The organism is Aliiglaciecola sp. SL4, from assembly GCF_041538045.1.
Classification (GTDB): Bacteria; Pseudomonadota; Gammaproteobacteria; order Enterobacterales; family Alteromonadaceae; genus Aliiglaciecola.
In genome coordinates this window covers 182,887-204,145 of the sequence record NZ_JBGOSE010000004.1, presented here as the reverse complement: position 1 = coordinate 204,145, position 21,259 = coordinate 182,887, and the positions used below count along the sequence as shown (strand labels likewise).

17 protein-coding genes and 1 pseudogene are annotated in these 21,259 nt (G+C 40.6%); 5 read left to right on the top strand and 13 right to left on the bottom strand.

What is annotated here, in order from left to right; all coding sequences use genetic code 11:
• Positions 1–33 precede the first annotated feature (33 nt).
• From AB6T38_RS08015 to AB6T38_RS07995, 5 genes are all read right to left on the bottom strand, one after another.
• Positions 34–1,464, bottom strand: coding sequence for an efflux transporter outer membrane subunit (locus AB6T38_RS08015; RefSeq protein WP_372546797.1), 1,431 nt, complete (start codon positions 1,462–1,464; stop codon positions 34–36).
• Positions 1,457–4,639: an efflux RND transporter permease subunit gene (locus AB6T38_RS08010; protein ID WP_372546796.1), complete on the bottom strand. Its 3,183-nt coding sequence runs from the start codon at positions 4,637–4,639 to the stop codon at positions 1,457–1,459. The genes AB6T38_RS08015 and AB6T38_RS08010 overlap by 8 nt, the downstream gene beginning before the upstream one ends.
• A 3-nt stretch (positions 4,640–4,642) precedes the next feature.
• Positions 4,643–5,836, bottom strand: a complete 1,194-nt coding sequence (locus AB6T38_RS08005) for an efflux RND transporter periplasmic adaptor subunit (RefSeq protein ID WP_372546795.1) — start codon at positions 5,834–5,836, stop codon at positions 4,643–4,645.
• A gap of 270 nt (positions 5,837–6,106) precedes the next feature.
• Positions 6,107–6,529, bottom strand: a complete 423-nt coding sequence (locus AB6T38_RS08000; protein WP_372546794.1) for an ACT domain-containing protein — start codon at positions 6,527–6,529, stop codon at positions 6,107–6,109.
• A gap of 39 nt (positions 6,530–6,568) precedes the next feature.
• The gene (locus AB6T38_RS07995) at positions 6,569–6,883 is read right to left on the bottom strand and encodes a multidrug efflux SMR transporter (RefSeq protein ID WP_372546793.1); all 315 of its coding nucleotides are present in this window, start codon (positions 6,881–6,883) and stop codon (positions 6,569–6,571) included.
• 611 nt (positions 6,884–7,494) lie between these two features.
• Here AB6T38_RS07995 and AB6T38_RS07990 point away from each other — a divergent pair.
• The 3 genes from AB6T38_RS07990 to AB6T38_RS07980 all read left to right on the top strand — a co-directional run bounded on the left by AB6T38_RS07990 (position 7,495) and on the right by AB6T38_RS07980 (position 12,132).
• Entirely contained in the window at positions 7,495–9,957 is a 2,463-nt protein-coding gene (locus AB6T38_RS07990) for a M1 family metallopeptidase (protein WP_372546792.1), read from the top strand.
• Positions 9,958–9,959: 2 nt separating this feature from the next.
• On the top strand, positions 9,960–10,457 hold the full coding sequence (locus AB6T38_RS07985) for a DUF6702 family protein (RefSeq protein ID WP_372546791.1): 498 nt from the start codon (positions 9,960–9,962) through the stop codon (positions 10,455–10,457).
• Between the two features lie 298 nt (positions 10,458–10,755).
• On the top strand, positions 10,756–12,132 hold the full coding sequence (locus tag AB6T38_RS07980; protein WP_372546790.1) for an NAD-dependent succinate-semialdehyde dehydrogenase: 1,377 nt from the start codon (positions 10,756–10,758) through the stop codon (positions 12,130–12,132).
• Between the two features lie 417 nt (positions 12,133–12,549).
• On the opposite strand, the pseudogene AB6T38_RS07975 reads toward AB6T38_RS07980, so the two are convergent.
• Positions 12,550–12,735: pseudogene (locus AB6T38_RS07975) on the bottom strand (transposase); the annotation flags it as partial.
• A gap of 252 nt (positions 12,736–12,987) precedes the next feature.
• Here AB6T38_RS07975 and AB6T38_RS07970 point away from each other — a divergent pair.
• Entirely contained in the window at positions 12,988–13,815 is an 828-nt protein-coding gene (locus AB6T38_RS07970; protein WP_372546789.1) for a hypothetical protein, read from the top strand.
• A gap of 415 nt (positions 13,816–14,230) precedes the next feature.
• On the opposite strand, the gene AB6T38_RS07965 is transcribed toward AB6T38_RS07970, so the two are convergent.
• The 6 genes from AB6T38_RS07965 to AB6T38_RS07940 form a co-directional block, all read right to left on the bottom strand.
• Positions 14,231–16,585 (bottom strand): DEAD/DEAH box helicase family protein, encoded by a 2,355-nt coding sequence (locus AB6T38_RS07965; protein ID WP_372546788.1) that lies wholly within the window; start codon positions 16,583–16,585, stop codon positions 14,231–14,233.
• A gap of 40 nt (positions 16,586–16,625) precedes the next feature.
• Complete coding sequence (locus AB6T38_RS07960) at positions 16,626–16,916, bottom strand: type II toxin-antitoxin system RelE/ParE family toxin (RefSeq protein ID WP_372546787.1); 291 nt, start codon at positions 16,914–16,916, stop codon at positions 16,626–16,628.
• On the bottom strand, positions 16,903–17,190 hold the full coding sequence (locus AB6T38_RS07955) for a type II toxin-antitoxin system ParD family antitoxin (protein WP_372546786.1): 288 nt from the start codon (positions 17,188–17,190) through the stop codon (positions 16,903–16,905). Before AB6T38_RS07955 ends, AB6T38_RS07960 begins: the two co-directional genes overlap by 14 nt.
• A gap of 326 nt (positions 17,191–17,516) precedes the next feature.
• Positions 17,517–19,169 (bottom strand): chaperonin GroEL, encoded by a 1,653-nt coding sequence (gene groL, locus AB6T38_RS07950; protein ID WP_372546785.1) that lies wholly within the window; start codon positions 19,167–19,169, stop codon positions 17,517–17,519.
• A gap of 39 nt (positions 19,170–19,208) precedes the next feature.
• Positions 19,209–19,499 carry a co-chaperone GroES gene (locus tag AB6T38_RS07945; protein ID WP_372546784.1) on the bottom strand — a complete coding sequence of 97 codons (291 nt, stop codon included), beginning with the start codon at positions 19,497–19,499 and terminating at the stop codon, positions 19,209–19,211.
• A 214-nt stretch (positions 19,500–19,713) separates the two neighbouring features.
• The gene (locus AB6T38_RS07940) at positions 19,714–19,989 is read right to left on the bottom strand and encodes a peptidylprolyl isomerase (protein WP_372546783.1); all 276 of its coding nucleotides are present in this window, start codon (positions 19,987–19,989) and stop codon (positions 19,714–19,716) included.
• Between the two features lie 82 nt (positions 19,990–20,071).
• Here AB6T38_RS07940 and AB6T38_RS07935 point away from each other — a divergent pair, with 82 nt between their 5' ends.
• Positions 20,072–20,641 (top strand): DUF502 domain-containing protein, encoded by a 570-nt coding sequence (locus tag AB6T38_RS07935; RefSeq protein ID WP_372546782.1) that lies wholly within the window; start codon positions 20,072–20,074, stop codon positions 20,639–20,641.
• Between the two features lie 18 nt (positions 20,642–20,659).
• Here the strand turns inward: AB6T38_RS07935 and AB6T38_RS07930 are convergent, their stop codons facing one another.
• Complete coding sequence (locus tag AB6T38_RS07930; RefSeq protein ID WP_372546781.1) at positions 20,660–21,190, bottom strand: FxsA family protein; 531 nt, start codon at positions 21,188–21,190, stop codon at positions 20,660–20,662.
• Positions 21,191–21,259: the final 69 nt, after the last annotated feature.

Below are 21,259 nucleotides of genomic sequence, written 5' to 3'. Positions count from 1 at the left end.
ATCCCCAAGGACATAACTAACATTCAGATATTTTTACGAAGCTTTTTCTTCTGCTAGGCCACCGCCTAACACGCGATACAAGGTGATCCGGTTTTGCAAATCAGTCTGTTTCGTTGAAATAAGGGATTGATTAGCCTGATACATAGTGCGCTGTGCCTCTAAAACCCTTTGGAAATTATCAATGCCACCTTTATAACGAGCAACGGATAACACATAACTGCGAGTAGCGGCTAATACTAAGGACTTTTCACTGTTTAGCTGAGCTTGAATTGTTGCTCGACGCGCTAGCGCATCAGCCACCTCAGAAAAGGCACTTTGAATAGTATATTCATAAGCCGCTAAGTATTTTTGTTGCTGAGCTTCATTGTAGGCCAAGGTGGCATCATTCGCCCCACCATCAAATATCGGCAGAGTAATACTTGGCGCTAACGTCCAAATTGAGCTTGCTCCACCGCTAAATATATCGGCAAGCACCGAGCTGGCAAGCCCACCAGTTGCAGTTAAAGAAAGGCTGGGAAAAAAAGCGGCTCTGGCAACACCAATATTGGCATTTGCCGACTTTAACGTATGCTCAGCGGCTAATACATCTGGACGCTCTAATAACAGCGATGATGACAAACCAGCAGGCACATCAGCCACTAAACTGTCACTGGTTGGCAATAAATCAGGCAGTAAACTCTCGTCAACTTGCTCGCCCACCAGCAATCGTAAAGCGTTTATATCTTGATTTACTTGGGTTGTGTAACGTGCAATATCAGAGCGGGCGTTATAATAGATAGTTTCAGCACTGGCCACATCGATTTTTGAATCAATACCCATTTCCAAGCGTTTATTGGTTATTTCCATGGCTTGTTCAGCATTGCTAGCGGTTTCTTTAGCCAATTTAAGTTGGTTTTTATCTGCCGCCAAGGTTAACCAAGCATTGGAAATCTCGCCTATTAATGAAATTTTTGCTGCCTTCGCCGTTTCTTGAGTCGATAAATAGGCTTCCATTTGTACTTCGCTTAAACTGCGATTTTTACCAAAAAGATCGATTTCATAACCACTTAACCCAGCTTCACCTTGGTAAATTGTGCTTATAGTACCAGACGAGGACTTAGTTCGATTACCACTTAAGCCTGCATTGATAGTTGGATATAAGTCAGCGTCTTGGATTCGGTAAGTCGCGCGCGCAGCTTCGACATCGGCCAAGGTTTGGCGCAAACTTCGGTTACTGTTTAAAGCAAGTTCAATCACTTGGCTTAGGCGCTGATCTTTAATAAAACTTTTCCATGACACCTCGTCGGCCCGTTGTTCAGATACACCTTGAGTTTGTTCTAGAGGCGCATTATCCCAAGTCTCAGCAACAGGTAAATCTGAACGAGAATACTCAGGCGCTAAGGTACTGCACCCTGCCAACACCAATGCTCCGGCCATGGGTAGTAGCCGAGCCCCCCAGTTTTTAGGTAAAGAGAAATTAAACATCCGCTTTCTCCAATTTAGTTTGTTCATCGTTAGCTAGGCCATTGGCATCGTCACAAACCGGCCGTCTTTTTGGAAAGATACCGCGGATTATCACGAAGAATAAGGGCACAAAGAAAATCCCCAACACAGTAGCAGTAAAGGTTCCACCTACGATACCGGTACCAATGGATATGCGACTGTTCGCGCCGGCTCCCGTTGAGATAGCCAAAGGTATGGTGCCAAAAATAAACGCCAATGAAGTCATAATAATAGGTCGTAATCTCAACTTAGCGGCATGCACTGCTGAATCAATTAGTGACATACCTTTCTGATAAGAGGCCTCGGCAAACTCCACAATCAGAATAGCATTTTTTGATGCCAAACCAATGGTTGTCACCAGCGCTACTTGGAAATAAATATCATTTTCCAAACCTCTTAGTGTTGCCGCCAATGCTGCTCCTATGACCCCAAGCGGGATCACCATAATTACCGAGAAAGGCACAGACCAGCTTTCATATAAAGCTGCTAGGGCTAAGAACACTACTAAAATAGAAATCGCGTATAAAATAGAAGACTGTCCACTGGAGAGCTTCTCTTGATAAGACAACTCACTCCAAGAGTAAGCTAGCTTTCCCTGTCCCACTTCTTGAGTTAAGCGCTCCATCTCGGCCATCGCTTGACCAGAGCTCACACCGCTGGCGGCAGCACCCTGAATTTGATACGACGCAATACCATTAAATCGAGATAAACTTTGCGGTGCATCCGACCATGATGTAGTACTAAATGCAGAGAAAGGCGTCATGCTAGTTTCACCATCGACATTGGTGCCTCGCACATGCCATTCCCCCAAGTCTTCGGGCTTGGAACGAAATTGCGCATCACTCTCAATGTACACTTTTTTGACTCGGCCATTATCAATGAAATCATTGACATAAGAACCCGCCCAAGCCGACGTTAAGGTGCTAGCCACGTCCGATAGCGACAACCCCAGGGCGGTTGCTTTGCCATTATCAATATCCACTTTCAATTGTGGCGTATTACTTAATGCTCCTTCGCGAACGCCAACCAACAAACCACTTTGCCGCGCTTTTTCGAGTAACTCATTTTTCAACTCGGTTAACTCTTCACGACTTGTACCTGCTGCAGCTTGTAATTCAAAGGTAAAACCATTGCTTTGACCTAACCCTTGAATCACTGGTTGCGACATGGAGTAAACACTCGCATCGCGAATACTAGACAGGTTTTTATTCATGCGACCGATGAGAGCATCGGCACTTTGATCTTCATTAGGACGTTCATCCCAAGGGGTCAGTGCAACAAATCCCATACCGGCATTTTGTCCACTACCGGCAAAGTTAAACCCGGAAATAGAAAATGAGCGAATAACAATGTCAGATTCATTTTCCATTAGGTATTGCTCTACCTGCTCTGCCACCGCTCTTGTGCGTTTGATTGAAGCGCCAGGGGGCAAGTTAATTTGGAACATAGTGCTACCCTGATCTTCTTGAGGTAAGAAACCAGTTGGCAAACGCACAATTAACAAACCAAGGACCACAACAATTCCGCCGTACACCAACATCCAGCGTACCTTGCGGGTAATAATGCTTTGCACATGCCCAGTGTAAGATTCCGTTAAACTGTCGAATTTACGGTTAAAACGAGCGAAAAAACCTTTCCCTTCACTACTGTGATTGCTTTTCTTAAGCATGCTCGCACAAAGGGTAGGACTTAGTGTTAACGCCACTATAACGGATAAGGTCATGGAAGAAACAATAGCGATGGAAAACTGTTTGTAGATAACCCCGGTTGAACCGCCAAAAAAGGCCATGGGCAAGAATACCGCGGAAAGCACAACGGCAATCCCCACCAATGCCGTACTAATTTCTGACATAGACTCGATGGTGGCATCACGAGGCGATAGATTCTTTTCACGCATCAAACGTTCAACGTTTTCAACCACCACAATGGCATCATCCACGAGTAGACCTATGGATAACACGATACCAAACATGGTGAGAGTATTAATTGAGAACCCAAATGCTGACAACACCCCAAAGGTTCCCAACAGCACTACAGGTACAGCAATGGCTGGAATCAAAGTAGCTCGCCAATTTTGCAAAAACAGCCACATAACCAATACAACTAAAATTACCGCTTCGATTAGGGTTTGAACCACTTCACTAATGGAAATCTTGATAAATTCGGTGCTGTCACGGGGAAAAGTCACTTCGTAACCATCGGGCAGGTTAGCTGACAGCTCAGCCACTTTATCTTTCACTCGGGTCGCAGTATCAAGGGCGTTAGCACCTGGTGATAACATAATGGCGATACCCGACGCAGGGTGACCATTCAAACGAGGGATAGCACTATAATTTTCACTACCAATTTCCACCCGCGCAACATCGCCTAAGCGTACATTAGCACCCGTTGAATTATATTTGATGATGATGTCGCGAAACTGTTCAGGAGTAGACATCATCGATTGCGCAGTAACTGTGGCGTTTAGTTCTTGATTGGCAAGAGTAGGTACAGCGCCAATTTTACCCGCCGGAACCTGCACATTTTGCGCACGTAGAGCACTGCTGATATCCGAAGGCATCAGCTCATAAGCCGCCAACTTATTGGGATCTAACCATATGCGCATGGCATATTGTGAACCAAAAAGTTGCACGTCACCCACACCTTCAACACGGGCTAAAGAGTCTTGTAGATTTGAAGATATGTAGTCAGCAATATCAAAGGCTGTCGCCTGATCGGTTTTATCATATAAAGCGGTAACCAGTAAAAAGTCAGAGTTTGACTTGGTGACGGTTACGCCTTGGTTTTGTACCGACTCTGGAAAGCGGGAATTAACCTGTTCAACTTTGTTTTGCACCTGTACTTGGGCGTAATCGGGATCTGTACCTTCTTCAAAGGTAATTTTCACCGAGGCAGAACCATCAGATGTACTCGAAGATGAAAAATACAATAAGCCATCTAAACCCGTTAACTGCTGCTCTAGAATCTGGGTAACACTATTCTCTACTGTGGCGGCATCTGCGCCTGTGTAGTTAGTACTTACACTAATTACAGGCGGAGCCACACTTGGATACTGGGCCACGGGTAAAGACAAAATAGAGGCAATACCTGTGAGCATGATAATGATTGAGATAACCCAAGCAAAGACAGGGCGATCAATAAAAAAGCGAGCAAACATTTACTAACCTCCCACTTGTATAGAAGAGGTACTTTGGTTTTGTTTAACCACGGTAATCATGGTTCCTTGCTCGTTCATTTCCACCAAAATAGGTTTCACTTCGCTACCCGGGCGGATTTTACCAGCGCCTTCCACCAAGAGTTTATCGTTTTCTGATAAGCCGCTTGAAATTAACCACTTATTGTCAACGGCATTTACCGTTTCGACTACGCGCTTTTCCACTACATTATCTTCACCAATCACATAGGCATAAGCCTCGCCTGAAGCAGAGTGGAAAATGCCTTGTTGAGGCACTAATATTGCGTTTTTATTTACCGCTTCATTTACCTGAGTACGAACGAACATGCCTGGCAGCAGTAAACCATTTGGATTGGGAAACTCAGCGCGTAACGTTACTGTACCCGTTGATGAATCCACGGATACTTCCTGCATTTTTAGTCGACCTTTGTGGTCATACTCAGAGCCATCTTCCAAAGTTAGAGAAACTTCTGTTGAGCCCTGAGTAATACCGTTAGAACCCAACATTTGACGCAGTTTTAGCATCTCCTTACTGCTTTTCGTCATGTCCACATAAATTGGGTCTAGTTTACGAATGGTCGCTAACTCGTCAGTTTGTAAAGCTGTTACGAGGGCGCCTTGCGTAACGTTAGAAATACCAATATGGCCAGATATAGGAGCTGTCACCTTGGTAAATTCAAGGTTAATAGCAGCAGTGGCTAGTGCAGCTTCATATTTTTCGATATTAGCTTTTGCTTCTAGGTAAGTGGCATGGGCATCATCAGCGTCTTGTTGAGACACACCTTCAAACTTTAATAAATTTGCATAACGTTCATCTTTTAACTTTGCTGTTTCAAGGGCCGCCTTAGCACTGTTCAAACTTGCTTTTGCTTCGTTATAAGCAGCCTGATAAGTAGCAGGATCAATTTGATACAACAACTCTCCTTGCTCAACTGTATTGCCTTCATTAAATAAACGTTTTTGCACAATACCGCCAACCTGTGGGCGTACTTCTGCAATGGAGGAAGCCACAACACGGCCTTGCATTTTCGTATCAATTTTATGTTCGCCCGTAGTCACTGCAACATAAGAGACGGCAGGAACAGAAACTGTTTGGGTGGGCGCGCTTTCCTGCTGGCAAGCACTTATTAGCAAAGTTAGTACCGCGACTAGTCCCACTGTGCTGATTGAAGATTTCATAATTAAGCATTCCTAATTAAATACATAAAATAAGATGAAGCTAAAGCCACTTTATGATTGCCTAGTGCACGATGCATAAAGTGTATTTGCCGATAATTGAGTAAAGCTTAACAAGGTGATGGTTAAGGTAGGGTTAACGTTTAAAAGTTACTTATAAAAAATGATCAGGAATGTTTATAACTTAAGAGGGGAAGCCAGCATAAGTTGGTCTAACGCGGCTAAATACTCGAAATCGCGAAACCCGAATGGGTATACCTCGGGCAATTTCTTTTAATCAGTAAAATTGACTAAACCGTTCTTAGCCAAATCCTTTAGATCTTTAACAGCTTGAACGGCGTCCTTGATACTGACAAAAATATGATCGTGGTAATAACCAGCAACTACATTTGCGCTGATATTGGATTGGGTCAGCTTTTGAGAAATGGCGGCAGTTAAACCAACGGCATCCAAACTCGAATGTACATTCAAAGTGATACAGTTGAAAACACCGGAATAGGGGATCTCAGCCTCATCAGCAGTGTCTTTTTGAATAATCGCAGTCATGCCTTCTTTTTCTAAAAAGGTGCCAACGGGTTTCAATCGTCCTAAACTTGAGTAATCGTAGCTTGTAAAGGTGGTAAATACATACTCGTGTTGTGACAAAACGGGCTCCATGGAAGCTATCAGTGTTGCTAAGTCTTTTTCTCCAGACATAAATCTCCCCTTGTTGATGTTTGTATTTCCACAAAACCCTTAACTGGCTATTTTTAATCCTATCACCCCTAAAGCAATGATGATAAGGCAAAACAATTGTGCAATTGAAAGGCTTTGCTGGAAAAAGTAATGATTAATAATTGCAATGCTAGACGCGCCTACAGCCAACCAAACAAGGTATGCGTGAGTAATGGGGATGTCTTTTATAGCAATGGCAAACAACACTAAGCTTAGTGTCATAGATATTATGGCAAGTAAAACGTAAGGGATATGCGTAAATGACTCAGATTTTTGAATACCAACTAACCAGCCGGCTTCCAAAAACCCTGCAATGATAAGAATTAACCAAGACATAAATACACTCTTATTATGTTGGGGTCGTCCCCATTAATAAAAAAGAGCGGTGAGGTCGTCCTCACATCATGTTTGCTGTTTGCATCCTAGCAACAGCCAATTTAGAAAGCAATCCCTCTTCCTTTAAAAATAAAATTACTCAACAAAATCAACAGCATACCTTAATGGCGTCACCCATTTTTTTATTTCCCCAATTTTTTTGATGGTTTTTAAGCTGCTTTACGCTTCTTAGATTAAGTCAAAGACAATATATGGGCTGTTTTGATTGCAAAGAGTTAAGCTAGAGATTTTGAATCAACTTCGCTATTCCCCTCTTATTTCTGGCTATTCATCGCGTTGAATAGAATCCAACTCGCAAACTGTGTAATCATATTGATACACTTCTGGAATTCTCAGCCACCCAATAATTATGTTATAACATTTCATTTTATAGTTCATTATTGTAAGCTCAATTTAAGAATGATTTGATCTCATATTTGGGCTTCAAATCTGCGTTGTAAACATCTTATTTTAGAGGTGTTTCTAAAATAATAATAACCGCATGTCGATGAAAGTTTAGATTAAAACTCTGCTCACATTGCAATTTTTCTATACAATAATCAGGTAACACAATGTTTAAACCATTCTTTATGGTAGCCCTGCTATCATGTTTTGCCATTGGCTTTGCAAATGCAGCAATTAATCAAACAAAAGGCGATTTTGAAGATAAATTTCGTCAGCTAGATGAATCTCTGCCAACTCCCAATGTGTATCGTAACGCCGCAGGTGAACCCGGTCATGAATATTGGCAGCAGCAAGTTGATTATCAAATCAAGGCTAAATTAGATGAAGAAAAGCGTCGAATTGAAGCCAGTGAAAAAATCACTTACCACAACAATTCACCGGATACGTTAAAGTATTTGTGGATGCAATTAGAGCAGAACAAATTTCGCAACGACTCAATGTCGGCCATGACCACAACCTTTGGTGGTATTGGTAACCGCGGTCCAGCAACGGCTTCTGCATCATCGGACAAACCTGCACAACTTAGTATAGGTGCGTTGCGTCGCCAGCAATTCACCGATGATCATGAATTGGGTTTCGACATTCAGTCAGTGACCGACAGTAGTGGTAACAAGCTTAAATTCACCATAGTGGGTACCAATATGCGTATCGACTTGCCGCGTCACCTCAAGCCTGGCAAAAAGACCGTATTCAATATCGACTACGCATTTAACATTGTAGAAGAAGATGCCGTAACAGCACGTTCTGGTTATGAACACTTCCCTGATGATGAACGTGAAGGTGGCAACGATATTTTCTTGTTAGCCCAATGGTTTCCTCGCTTACATGCCTATACAGATTATGAAGCATGGACTAACCGAGAGTTCATTGGCCGTGGTGAATTTACTTTAGAGTTTGGTAATTATGAGGTTGAACTGACCGTACCTGCAGATCATATAGTCAGTGCTACCGGTGAATTACAAAACCCGAAAAAAGTACTCACTTCCACCCAACGCAAGCGTTTAGAACAAGCTGAAGATGCAGAACGCATCGTCTTCGTAGTGACAGCTGAAGAAGCACTAGAAAACGAAAAAGAAGGCACTGACAAAACTAAAACGTGGGAATTCAAAGCCAACAATGTACGTGACTTTGCTTGGGCTTCATCACGTAAATTCATGTGGGATGCCCGTGGCCATCAACAAGGTGGAGATGATCAACCTTTAGTCATGGCCATGTCGTTTTACCCAAAAGAAGGCGGCAAATTATGGGAAAAGTATTCCACTGAATCAATCATCCAAACCTTAGAAGTATATTCTCGTTTTTCCTTTGATTATCCCTACCCTGTTGCACAATCAGTGAATGGTCCTGTGGGCGGAATGGAATATCCGATGATCACCTTTAACGGTCCTCGTACTAAATTGCAAAAAGATGGAAGCCGCACTTATTCACAAGCTGAAAAGCGTTTCTTAATCGGCGTGGTTATCCATGAAATTGGTCACATTTATTTTCCAATGGTAGTCAATTCAGACGAACGTCAGTGGACTTGGATGGACGAAGGGTTAAATAGCTTTTTAGACGGTGTAGCCGGTCGTGAATGGGATCCTAGTATTCCTTGGGGTGTTGAACCGAGAGATGTTGTGGATTACATGAAGTCATCAAACCAAGTACCCATTATGACTCAATCAGACAGCGTTTTACGATTAGGTCCTAATGCTTATACAAAGCCTGCCGCAGCCCTCAATATTCTGCGCGAAACTATCCTAGGCCGTGAATTATTCGACTTTGCATTTAAAGAGTATGCGCAACGTTGGAAGTATAAGCGCCCTACACCATCAGACTTTTTCCGCACTATGGAAGAAGCCTCTGGGGTTGATCTAGATTGGTTCTGGCGCGGTTGGTTCTACAGTACTGACCATGTTGATATCTCCATAGATAAAATCTATAAACTACGTTTAGACACCCATGATCCAGATATCGATTTTGCTCGTCAGCGCCAAGAAGAGTTGGATAAACCTAAGTCGTTAACAGACATCCGTAACAAAGCGGAAGGACGCAAACTTTGGATTGAGCGTTTCCCAGATATTACCGATTTTTATGACGAGAATGATCGTTTCACGGTAACCAACAAAGAACGCAATGCTTATCAGAAGTTCTTAAGTAAGCTTAAACCTTGGGAAAAAACAGCCTTAGAGCGCGCGGTGAAAGAAGACAAAAACTACTATGTATTGGACTTTTCCAATAAAGGTGGTCTAGTCATGCCAATTATACTGGAGCTAACCTTTGCCGATGGCAGTGTTGAAAACCAATATATTCCAGCAGAAATCTGGCGTCGTACCCCTAAAGCGGTTAGCAAACTGATTATCACTGACAAAGACAAAGAGCTAGTTAGTGTGACGGTTGACCCCCTTTGGGAAACAGCTGACGTGGATATAAGCAACAACCATTATCCTCGGAAAATTATTCCGTCGCGGATTGAAGCTTATAAAACCAAAAAGCGTAGCGGCAAGGTTTATCGGGATATTATGCATGACATAAAAACCGAAGTGAAAACCTATGATGAAGACAATATTGACGAAGACGACAATAATTAATCATGAATAATTTCATCAAACTAGCTTTAGGGGCGCTGTTATTAATAGCGTTTTCCCTAAGCGCACATCAACAAAAAACCTCCATAAGCACAGTGTTGTTTAATCCGCGCACTGAGAATATTGAAATCATGCACCGCTTTAGGGTTCATGATGCCGAACATGCAGTAAAAGAAATATTTGGTAAGGATGCGGATATACTCGATTCAGAAAAGACGCAAAATGAGTTTAGCGACTATGTAAGCAAACGCTTTTACTTGTTTGATAGTCAGCAAAAAGCCTTGCCTCTAAAAGTAGTTGGTCATGAAATAGAGGGGAAGTTTTTCTGGGTTTATCAGGAAACTACACAGCCTGCTAAGTTAGAGAATCTAAGTATACGTCATGATGCCTTACGCGATTTATGGCCACAACAAGTCAACACCATTAATGTTGAAGGTAAAGGTGAGTTACAAACCCTTACTTTTTCAGACTCTGTGGAATTATTACAAGTCAGATTCCACTAGCTCTTTCTTTGCACTGCAATATATAGAGTTTGCTTGGATTTAGAATTTTTTAGTCCAACTGAAATTTCAATCTAAACTTGCTCTGTCGAAAAGCCCGTAATACCCATTTTACGGGCTTTTTTATTTACTTTTTCAAGACCAATCACCATGCATGTTGACTGTGAATATTTTGCAAAGGTATTGAATCAAGTTCACAGAATTAAACTTAAAAAATAGAATTTCACCTTAAATTCATGAGGTTACAAGTTGGTAAAGGTTTTGCACCTATAGCTTCGTTGAATTAAAAAGAGGAAATATCATGTCGAACGCAGTAAAAACAATTAATCCCTTTACTGAGCAGGTACTAGACGAGTTTCAACTTTTGAGCTTAGAACAAGCCAATGCAGCCGTAGATAAAAGTCATGACGCATTTTTATCTTGGCGAAAAACACCTAAAGATAAACGCGCGGAACTGGTATTAAGCTTGGCCAACACAATTCGCGAAAATAAAAGTGAATTGCTCAGATTAATGACCGAAGAAATGGGCAAAGTGCGCGCTCAGGGTGAACAAGAAATTGAACTTTGTGCAGGCATTTGTGAATACACTGCCACTGAAGCGATAAAAGCTCTAGAAGACGAAGAGCGTGAAATTGAAGGTGGTAAAGCGATAATCAGCTACCAACCTATAGGGATTATCTTGGGTATTGAGCCTTGGAACTTTCCTCTATATCAGGTAATTAGATATAGCATCACCAACATTGTGGCCGGCAACACCACAGTGATGAAACATGCTTCCAACGTATTTGGCATGGCTGTAGAAATTCAAAAGATGTACGAAAAGGCAGGCTTTCCAAAAAACGTTTATCAATCACTGATCATCAAAGGGTCGATGGCAACCCAGCTTATTGAACATAGCAAAGTGCGTGGTGTTACGTTTACAGGCAGTGACGGTGTAGGTAAAAAAGTAGCTGAAACAGCAGGCAAACATTCAAAGAAAACCGTATTGGAATTAGGCAGTAACGATGCATATGTGATACTTGATGATGCCAATATTGAAACCGCGGTACAAGCCTGTGTTCAGGGGCGAATGATTAACAATGGGGAAACCTGTGTGGCCGCCAAACGTTTTGTTGTTACTGAAGCGAAATACGACGAATTCAAACAAGCCTTCGTTGAGCAACTTAAAAATATAAAAATGGGTGATCCTAACGATAAAGAAACAGACATAGGCCCTATGGCACGAGAAGATTTACGAGACGAATTACATGAGCAAGTTAAAACGTCCATTGATAAAGGTGCGAAAGTTTTGATTGGTTGCGAAATCCCGGATATGACAGGGTATTTTTACCCGCCGTCAGTTCTTGAGAACGTAACATCAGGTATGCCTGCTTATGACGATGAATTGTTTGGTCCAGTCGCAGCGCTAATCAAAGTCAAAGATAACAAAGAAGCAATGGAAGTTGCCAATGACTCCAGATATGGCTTAGGCGGCGGTATCTTCTCAGCAGACGAAGACAAAGCGGTAAAACTAGCCGTTGAAGAATTTGATACCGGGATGGTTAATATCAACGGTTATGGATTAGCACAGCCAAATTTGCCTTTTGGTGGCGTGAAATCCAGCGGTTATGGCAGAGAACATGGTGGATTTGGCATAACTGAGTTTGTAAATATTAAATCAGTGATGATCAATAAATGATTAGACTGAGATATATATTATAAAGAGCAGTTTAATAGGTTTTGAAAGTCAAAAGAGTCGATATTGTATCGGCTCTTTTTTATTGTGGGTTGCGCTAGTTCCGTAGTTGCTTTAATCAGTGCTTTGAATTTTAAGCCCAGTAGTGATTAGCGAGATTATTGTTGAAGGGGAATAAAGTAATATTAGAGAAACGAAAAAGTAAATATAAGGACGGCTGGCAATGGTAGTTAACTGCGGCAATTTGGCTTTAGTAAAAACACCGATTGCCGACCTAAACTGACAATTTAACTTAAGGTTAGTTTTGATGAGTACCAGGTACTGGATAGTCTTTATCGAACGCAAATTCAATCCCATTAACTAGCTGTTCTAAATCAGGACGAATGATAGCCTCGGTAAACTGTGGCAAGCGACCATCTGTCAGAGGCTTAACTTCTCTTTAAATTTACGTATTTCATCTTGCTCTGCTGATTGACTGGCAGGTACTTTCGTCTTACTCACCCAAAAATAGAGTGACTTATCCGATATACCTAGTCGTTTGGAAACATTAGGTACGAAATGGCCTTTTTCAACTACTTGGCAAACGGCTTCTTGTTTAAATTCATCAGGATATTTTTTTCATAACACTTTTACCTTACTTCGGTTTCTAAGTAAAAAGTGTCTACAAAGTTAGGGGAAGATCAACCACTAAAACGACTAAAATTGTCAATCAATATACATATGAATAGTAGGTAACAGATGTATAAATTAGTTTGTTTAATGTTTGAATTTAAGGCAACCTTAAAATCAATAGCTTGGTTAGATTATAAAAAAAGAAAGTTTCACCCCTAAAATCAAACCTCAACCAACAGAGGCTTTATGAATAAAGTTACAAGCATATTATTTCTGGGATTTATTCTACTCGCTGTGGCTTGCTCAGATCCTGTACCAAAATCTAATAGTGCATTGACCTATGGGAAGTTGGAAGGTGAAAAGTTTGAAGAGCTTACTAAATATGACGTAAGAGCTCACTATTTTAGTATCGATATCGAAAAATTGAACGAGTGGAACAGCATCAATATGGCTTCTAGTGAAACTATGGAGTTTGGTTTTAAAATGAGGCTTAAAATGGGAGCAAGCCTTTTAGAAATAATTATTGATAAGATAAACAGTTTTTCATCAAACGAAAATTACACATCCTATATGAACCAACACCTTAATTTAGACAGTAGAAGAAAATACGCTAATGATCCACTTTCTTTTGCTATCAAAACCGCAGATTTGGCGGCTGTAGAAGGTAACTTCACTATTAAGAAGTTGGTGAACTTTGCAATACTTTATAAATATGCAAAGAGGGAGATAACAAAGGAAGAATATAATTCTGAGGTCTTTTACGACAGAATTAAAGATGACACCGAGTTACTCACAGAATACGGATTTTATATTTTGCTTCGTGCAATAGAGTTTTCAAAACTTGCAGATTTAATAGCTGAGTCTACATTGCTCACGACCCTACCACACGACAATATTTTTGCTTTTGAAAAGTCGAAGGTAGGAGTGGTTGTTTTCTACAAAATGAAATATGCCCAAATTGGCTCAATATTTGTTTTTCCAAATGAGAATATCGAAAAAGCTAAAACTCTTTCTATTGCAGACGCCAGAATTATGAATTTTGAAAGTTTTTCCCTCTACTCTAATGCTGAGTGAACTATTCATAATTAAAAGGCAGATAGCAATGGTTAACGCTTACCACAGAATTCAAACTACACTTCAGCACAGCGGTTGGCAGTGCGCATTTAGCTGGCAAATACGAATCACTCTTGGCAGGCTCCTAAGTAAGTTTACAGCGGCTCTAAAATAACCAATAAAAAAGCCTGAATATCACTATTCAGGCTTTCGTTTCAATGGTTAGAGCTATATATGTAGAGTTAAAAAACTACTACATCATGCCGCCCATATAGGGTTTATCTACTTGTTTTTAATAGATTAGTTATATGGGTATTAGTAGTGATACCCCGCTTTATCCCCTAGAAAGCTGCGTACAAACTACCCCATTGAATTAAAATTATTTTTCACAGCCCGAAGAATGATATTCAATATAAAATCAAAGATCTAAGTTATTCTATTCATTAAATTTATACCCTAGCGCTTTATAACCTTTTTCTCGTTTCTTCCACATCAGCTGTAATGTTGGGAAGTCATCAATAAAGTCGTAAACTTGAATAACAGTTTTACTACTCCATTCTCGCTGAATTCGTCCAGCGTATTGCGCTAAAATGCCTTTCCAAGCTATCGGTAGTGTTATAAATAAAGTATCTAAATGTGGTAAATCAAAACCTTCACCGACGTATTTTCCTGTCGCTAAGATAACAACAGCTTTATCATTACTTGGTTTACTGGATAAGAAAGTTATTCGTTCTTGTCTTTGCTTTGTTGAAATACCGCCATGCAGTTCAACAACCTTTATTCCCTTATCAGCCATCAACTTAGCAAGTAATTCAATATGCTCTTTTCTTTCGGTAAGCACCATGACAGATCTGTCATTGTTTACGGACTGTTTGATTTTGTTAACGATCATTTCATTTCTAGCTTGATCACAAACTAAGTGCTTATAAACTTGAGATATATGTGGTTTAGTCTCAGCAATTAACCATTCTGAAGGAAAACTAGTATTAGTCTTAACCATCTTCACATGTTGTTCAAAACTACTGGCAGTAGTTGCAGCCTTATAAACAACAGCGCCTATTTGGAAGTGCATTAATTTTTCTAAACCATCTTGGCGTTTAGGTGTTGCCGTAAATCCGTGAATATATTTAGCATGTACTGACTTTATCAAACACTCATAGTTTGATGCAGGCAAGTGATGGCATTCATCTATTAATATTTGCCCATATTTTTCAATGGCAGGTTTAATATCTAGTCCATTACGGCTAACTAAACTTTGATAAGTAGCAACATCAACTTCATAAGTTAGTTTATCTTTCCCTCCCAACAATGAGCCTACTTCCACATGAGTTAAGAAGACCTTTATCCGTTCAAGCCATTGTTCTGCCAATTGCCGGTTATGAACTAGGATTAATGTATTCACTTTCCTTTTTGCGACAAGTGCTAATCCCGTAACGGTTTTACCAAAGCCCGTCGATGCAACAAAAACACCATTTGTTTGTGAAAATAAAGCATCAACAGCTTTTTTCTGCTGGCTTTTAAGCTTACCAGTGAATTTTATTTTTTCTAGTTGGCTACCTTCAAATCGTTTATCGGTGTATTCAATCTCTATTGTTTGGCCTGATATGATGCGAATGGCATCGGCTAAACAACCTCTAGGTAAGATTAAATAACCATTCTCTATATGTGCGGAACAAATATATCGACTTGTACCAATCGTTGATAAGCGTATGGCTTGTCGTTTGTAGAACTCTGGATTAGAAAATACTGCGCAATGCTTTAACGTAGAAGTCAGCTTGCCGGGTAAATTAGCGATCGGAACATATAGCTGATCTGCTAGCGTTAATGTAAGACTCTTTGGGCAATCGTTGATCTTAATATTGTCATTACCGTTAAGCTTATTCCATGGCTCATTCTTTTCAATATCCTCAGGCGCTATTTCAATATAAGAATTTAGCTGATTCAGCGTTGATTGAAGCTGGGGTTTAGTCACTTTTTGAGTAGCTGCTAATATTGACCACTGATCATTATAAGGTACGCCTTCATTGTCAATGAAAACACTATTGTTATCTTTTCTTGGCTCTAGCTGCAGTGGTAAAGCAATCAGGTTACCAAAGCCACCCTCTGGCATAATATCTTGATTAGGAAATAATCTATCGAAGCAATCAAATGATAATAGTGGATAAAGTTCCATCGTTTTACGCAGTAAACCATTGCCTAATCGACGAGCATCACTAGCCGCTACAGCTTCCGAGAAAAAGATCCATATATGGCCACCGTTACCACTTCTTGAACGCTCTAATAGATAGGGAATATTGAATGATTCGCAAGTCGTTGCAAATGCAGATGTAGCCTCAAACCAGTACTCTTTATCAAAATCTGCTGCAAGTAAATACGTCGAATTATCATTTAATAGAGGATAGATACCGATGGTTTGAGTACCTTTTAAATGTCCGTAGAGAGCTTGATGGTCAGGTACTTTAAAGTTCTGATTTTTACATTCAGTACAACTGATTTTTGGTTTATTGTAAATTTTTGGCTGCCATTCATTCCAACAAGCAGGAGAATAACCACTGTGACCATTTTTCGATTCCCACCTAAATGGGTAAACATCATTACGGCCTTTAAAATAGGAAAGAAAAAGGTCAATTTTAGCTTCAGGAGAGGCGTGTAGATTGAAATTTTTGGCTAATTCAGTTTCATGTTGCGTGATTAACGTTTGGCGTTCATTAAGCAAAGCCAAGCGCTCTTCATTTAATAATTGAAGACGAGCATCTATTTTGGCAAGCTTGTTAATATGACTTTCTGGCATAATTATATTCTCACCAAAGTCCGCTCTATTTTTTTAATCATTAAAAATGTTTTGAGGGATCCATACGTTGATGAAGAATACGAGCAACATCAATACCGTTAACACTGACTCGATAGAACACTATATGTTTTTCTACAGGAAAGCTTTTAGCATCTTTATAAATTTCATTTCTTTCTCTACCAAAATCAGGATATTGAGCAAGTTTTATTAATGCGGCATCTATATTCTGTGCGTACTTTTTTGCTTGCTCATTACCCCATGAGTTAATTGTCGTAGAGATTATTTTATATAAATCATCTTCTGCTAAAGGAGAAAGCCTATAGGTTGGCATTGTCGCCCTTAGTTTCAGACTGTTGATTTACTGAAAGAGAGGCTTGCTCAAATATATCCATCACGCTGTTGTTTGACGATTCGCCCGCAGCTAGCTGTTCAAAACCTTTAGCTACTTCTTCGCGTAATATTTCAAGCTGCTGATTTTTAGCAGCATCTTTTTCAAACAATAATCTCAACCCATCACGGATCACTTCACTCGCTGAGGTATATAAGCCATCAGAGACTTTCTCTGTGATTCTTCTTTCGAATTCTTTACCTAAGGTAATATTCATAATTAACACTCCAACCACTTAATGTTCACATTATGCGCACTATATGCGTGTAATTCAAGTTTAACTATAAGAGTGTAATGAAAGTAAAGCCAGTTGATTACTTTCATGGCTTTATTTAATTGATATGAACACGCAACTTAAACCGTTATATGCCGCCCATAGATGAAGTATCACTTTGTTTTTATTGAGCTAAATATATGGGAGGCATTATCGATCCCCCACTTTATACCCTTAAACTTTTATATCTTGACGAAAAATACAAATAAAAAAAGCCATAACATCAACATGTTATGGCTTCTTAGAAAAGCGATTTAGGCTGAAATTTACTACATCATACCGCCCATGCCACCCATTCCACCCATGCCGCCCATATCAGGCATTCCAGGTGCTGCTGCGTCGTCAGCAGGTGCGTCAGCTATCATCGCTTCAGTCGTGATCATCAAGCTTGCGATTGATGCTGCGAATTGAAGAGCTGAACGAGTTACTTTAGTTGGATCTAGGATACCCATTTCAAGCATATCGCCGTAAGTGTCATTACCGGCGTTATAACCGAAGTTAGCATCACCATTTTTAACAGCGTTAGTTACTACTGATGCTTCAGCACCGGCGTTAGCTGCGATCTGGCGAAGTGGCGCTTCCATAGCACGTAGTGCTAGTTTGATACCGTGAGTTTGGTCTTCGTTTTCACCAGTAAGGTTGCTAACTTTAGACGCTGCACGTACTAGAGCAACACCACCACCGGCTACTACGCCTTCTTCTACTGCAGCACGTGTTGCGTGAAGTGCATCTTCAACACGGTCTTTTTTCTCTTTCATTTCAACTTCAGTCGCTGCGCCAACTTTGATAACTGCAACACCGCCAGCTAATTTAGCAAGACGTTCTTGAAGTTTTTCTTTGTCGTAGTCAGAAGTAGAATCTTCGATTTGACCACGGATTTGCGCAACACGACCTTGAATAGCTTCTTCTTCACCAGCACCGTCAACAACAGTTGTGTTGTCTTTATTGATAACAACACGTTTTGCAGTACCTAGGTCTTCTAGTTGAACTTTTTCAAGTTCTAGTCCAATCTCTTCAGAGATAACAGTACCACCAGTTAGTGTCGCGATGTCTTGAAGCATAGCTTTACGACGGTCACCGAAACCAGGAGCTTTAACAGCAGCAACTTTAACGATGCCACGCATGTTGTTCACTACTAGTGTTGCTAGTGCTTCACCTTCAACGTCTTCAGCAATGATAAGCAAAGGCTTAGAGGCTTTTGCTACTGATTCAAGAGTAGGTAGTAATTCACGGATGTTAGATACTTTTTTGTCAACCAAAAGGATGAAAGGGCTGTCTAATTCAACTGTGCCGTTTTCTTGGTTGTTCATGAAGTATGGAGATAGGTAACCACGGTCGAATTGCATACCTTCTACAACGTCTAATTCGTTTTGTAGAGATTGGCCTTCTTCAACAGTGATAACACCTTCTTTACCTACTTTGTCCATTGCTTCCGCGATAAGGTCGCCTACTTCTGAATCAGAGTTAGCAGAGATAGTACCTACTTGCGCGATAGCTTTGCTGTCTGCACAAGGTACAGATAGTGCTTTTAGTTCTTCAACCGCAGCAACGACAGCTTTGTCGATACCACGTTTAAGATCCATTGGATTCATTCCCGCAGCAACTGATTTCAAACCTTCAGTCACGATAGCTTGCGCTAGTACTGTTGCAGTAGTTGTTCCGTCACCAGCTTCATCGTTGGCTTTAGACGCAACTTCTTTAACCATCTGTGCGCCCATGTTTTCAAACTTATCTTCAAGTTCGATTTCTTTAGCAACAGATACACCATCTTTAGTGATAGTAGGTGCGCCGAATGATTTGTCTAAAACTACGTTACGACCTTTAGGGCCTAATGTTACTTTTACTGCGTTAGCTAGAACGTTAACGCCTGCAAGCATTTTGACGCGTGCGTCATCAGAAAAACGTACTTCTTTAGCTGCCATGTTTAATTTCCTCTTAATTCTATCTTATTGATTATGCTGTTATTCAACAACCGCTAGGATGTCGCCTTCGCTCATGATAAGCACTTCTTCGCCATCTAGTTTTTCGGTTTTAACACCATATCCATCATTAAAAATTACGACGTCGCCAATTTTAACGTCAAGCGCTTTTACTTCACCATTATCTAAAAGTCGACCATTTCCAACTGCAACAATTTCGCCACGAGTTGATTTTTCGGCCGCAGAGCCAGTTAGCACGATGCCACCAGCAGATTTACTTTCTTGCTCTTGGCGTTTAACGATAACGCGATCGTGTAAAGGACGGATTGCCATTTTCAAATCTCCTGAAAATTCCAATATTAAAGTTAAAGTTCCCGAACATCGGGGGATTGAGTTGCGGCTTTCACCTCAACTCGAATGAGTGTCTGCGAGGAAAGATGGGGATAGCCTTACTGACTTCAAGGGTTTATGTTAAAAAAAATCTATTTTTAGGATGATTTTCGTTTTTTATTTGCCGTTTTTGTAGGAATTGGGAAAATTGTAGCGATTATGAGCGATATAGGGTTTTAATCAGATGGAAACCAAATTGCGTTTTAACAGGGCCATAAATAGTTAAAACTGGCTTCTTAAACACCACATTATCGAATGCCTTTACCATTTGACCGGGTTTCACTTCTCCCAAATCTCCGCCTTTTTTAGCCGAAGGGCATTGAGAATGTTTTTTAGCGAGTTGTTGGAAATTTGCCCCTTTTGCAAGTTGACGTTTCAACTCTTCGGCTTGTTGTTTATCTTTGACTAATATGTGACATACGCCTGCTTTCATTTTTTCATCCTTAAGATCTCGCCAGTTGCTCGAAGCTCTGTCATTATAGCCTCGATTTCGTTACTACATAAGTTGTTAATTAATGAAAAAGCTATTGTCTTTATCCTTTCAGGGGCTAGCCGCGATTTTACCCTTATCATTGACCCTGTATTTTATTTATTGGTTTATGTCAGGAGCAGAAGCGCTGCTGTTTCCATACGTTTCTCAAGCATTTTACTTTCCTGGCATGGGAATTTTAACCGCCTGCGCGCTTATTCTCCTTACAGGTCTGTTAGTGAATGTATTTTTTGTCCGTTGGATTGTATCAACAGCAAATCGACAAGTTGAAAAAATTCCACTGGTTAAATCGGTATATGGCGCAATAAGAGATACTTTAACCGTATTCCAAATCAACGATAAAGAAAACTCTAAAGCCGTTGTATCAGTGGAAATTAAACCCGATATGCACTTGATTGGTTTTATCACAGCCGACCAAGTTGCCCTCGAAATTTTCCAAGATGAGGATAAAGTGGGAGTTTACATTCCCCTGAGCTATCAAATAGGGGGTTACACCTTATATGTAAAACGTCAGCAAATTACTAAGTTAGACATTGGCGTAGAAGAGGCTATGCGAGTTGCTTTAACCGGCGGGGTTAAAGCAAAACAAGATTAATCCAATAACCTATAGAGATTAATGGTCTGATGGTGAGTCAATTTTAGGCCGTTTCTCAACCTCATCTTTATCAACATACTCTCCCTCGATAATATCACCATCTTGCTGATTTCCCCGTTGAGAGTATGTAGTTTCAGAGTAAGTGGTATGAGAATAAGTATGTTGTCCTTGGCCAGGTTGATCCGCTACAACGTTAACAGCGAGTTGCTTAAGTAAGCTTTTCGCAATAAATGGACGGCTTATGGGCAGTGACAGTAAAAAGCCCAATCCATCAGTAATAAAACCTGGCGTCACCAATAGCACTCCAGCCAACACCAGCAAAAGACCTTCGGCCACCTCCTGTCCGGGCATAACACCTGATTGCATTTTTGATTGTGCTTGCATCAAAGTTGCAATCCCCTGCTGTCGCACAAAATAAGCTCCGATGATTGCAGTAACAATAACGATAGCAACTGTATTCCAACCACCAATTTGCTCGCCAATATTCACTAACAACGCAATCTCAGCAATGGGTAAGATAGCGAACAAAATAAACAATTTACCAAACACATTATGCTCCTCGGTCAAACAAGTAATCTGGGGACAATTTGCAATTTCACAAGACTATTTTACAAAGGA

Bases quoted from the DNA above. Each gene is read 5' to 3' on its own strand.
- AB6T38_RS08015 (WP_372546797.1), bottom strand. From the start codon at position 1,464: ATGTTTAATTTCTCTTTACCTAAAAACTGGGGGGCTCGGCTACTACCC.
- AB6T38_RS08010 (WP_372546796.1), bottom strand. From the start codon at position 4,639: ATGTTTGCTCGCTTTTTTATTGATCGCCCTGTCTTTGCTTGGGTTATC.
- AB6T38_RS08005 (WP_372546795.1), bottom strand. From the start codon at position 5,836: ATGAAATCTTCAATCAGCACAGTGGGACTAGTCGCGGTACTAACTTTG.
- AB6T38_RS08000 (WP_372546794.1), bottom strand. From the start codon at position 6,529: ATGTCTGGAGAAAAAGACTTAGCAACACTGATAGCTTCCATGGAGCCC.
- AB6T38_RS07995 (WP_372546793.1), bottom strand. From the start codon at position 6,883: ATGTCTTGGTTAATTCTTATCATTGCAGGGTTTTTGGAAGCCGGCTGG.
- AB6T38_RS07990 (WP_372546792.1), top strand. From the start codon at position 7,495: ATGTTTAAACCATTCTTTATGGTAGCCCTGCTATCATGTTTTGCCATT.
- AB6T38_RS07985 (WP_372546791.1), top strand. From the start codon at position 9,960: ATGAATAATTTCATCAAACTAGCTTTAGGGGCGCTGTTATTAATAGCG.
- AB6T38_RS07980 (WP_372546790.1), top strand. From the start codon at position 10,756: ATGTCGAACGCAGTAAAAACAATTAATCCCTTTACTGAGCAGGTACTA.
- AB6T38_RS07970 (WP_372546789.1), top strand. From the start codon at position 12,988: ATGAATAAAGTTACAAGCATATTATTTCTGGGATTTATTCTACTCGCT.
- AB6T38_RS07965 (WP_372546788.1), bottom strand. From the start codon at position 16,585: ATGCCAGAAAGTCATATTAACAAGCTTGCCAAAATAGATGCTCGTCTT.
- AB6T38_RS07960 (WP_372546787.1), bottom strand. From the start codon at position 16,916: ATGCCAACCTATAGGCTTTCTCCTTTAGCAGAAGATGATTTATATAAA.
- AB6T38_RS07955 (WP_372546786.1), bottom strand. From the start codon at position 17,190: ATGAATATTACCTTAGGTAAAGAATTCGAAAGAAGAATCACAGAGAAA.
- groL (WP_372546785.1), bottom strand. From the start codon at position 19,169: ATGGCAGCTAAAGAAGTACGTTTTTCTGATGACGCACGCGTCAAAATG.
- AB6T38_RS07945 (WP_372546784.1), bottom strand. From the start codon at position 19,499: ATGGCAATCCGTCCTTTACACGATCGCGTTATCGTTAAACGCCAAGAG.
- AB6T38_RS07940 (WP_372546783.1), bottom strand. From the start codon at position 19,989: ATGAAAGCAGGCGTATGTCACATATTAGTCAAAGATAAACAACAAGCC.
- AB6T38_RS07935 (WP_372546782.1), top strand. From the start codon at position 20,072: ATGAAAAAGCTATTGTCTTTATCCTTTCAGGGGCTAGCCGCGATTTTA.